The organism is Achromobacter sp. GbtcB20, assembly GCF_019091095.1.
GTDB lineage: Bacteria > Pseudomonadota > Gammaproteobacteria > Burkholderiales > Burkholderiaceae_B > Achromobacter > Achromobacter mucicolens.
Map to the genome: position 1 here is coordinate 1 of NZ_JAGXJZ010000275.1, position 401 is coordinate 401.

Below are 401 nucleotides of genomic sequence, written 5' to 3' on the forward strand. Positions count from 1 at the left end.
TCTTCGCCGGCGACATCGCCATCGACAACCAGGAGCTGGTCGGCGACATCAAGCACGTCTGGGAACTGAACCGTCACCTGCACCTGGTGCGCCTGGCCCAGGCCTGGAGCGTTTCCGGCGAAGTGCGCTGGCTGCACGCGCTCGAGCAGCAGCTGCGCAGCTGGCTCGACCAGTGTCCGCCGCTGCTCGGGCCGAACTGGACCAGTCCGCTCGAGATGGGCATCCGCCTGGTCAACTGGGCCCTGCTGTGGCAACTGGTCGGCGGCGAGGGCAGCAGCCTGTTCGCCGGCGAATCGGGCCAGCGCCTGCGCGCCGACTGGTTAGATAGCATCCACGCCCACTGCCGCACGATCGCGCGCAACCTGTCGCGCCACCCCTCCGCCAACAACCACCTGATCGGG

Annotated in this window: 1 protein-coding gene; it reads left to right on the forward strand. The window is 68.6% G+C overall.

Annotated elements, in window-relative coordinates:
* A partial coding sequence (locus tag KVT32_RS28960; protein WP_305864231.1) for a heparinase II/III family protein occupies window positions 1-401 on the forward strand: 401 nt, incomplete at both ends.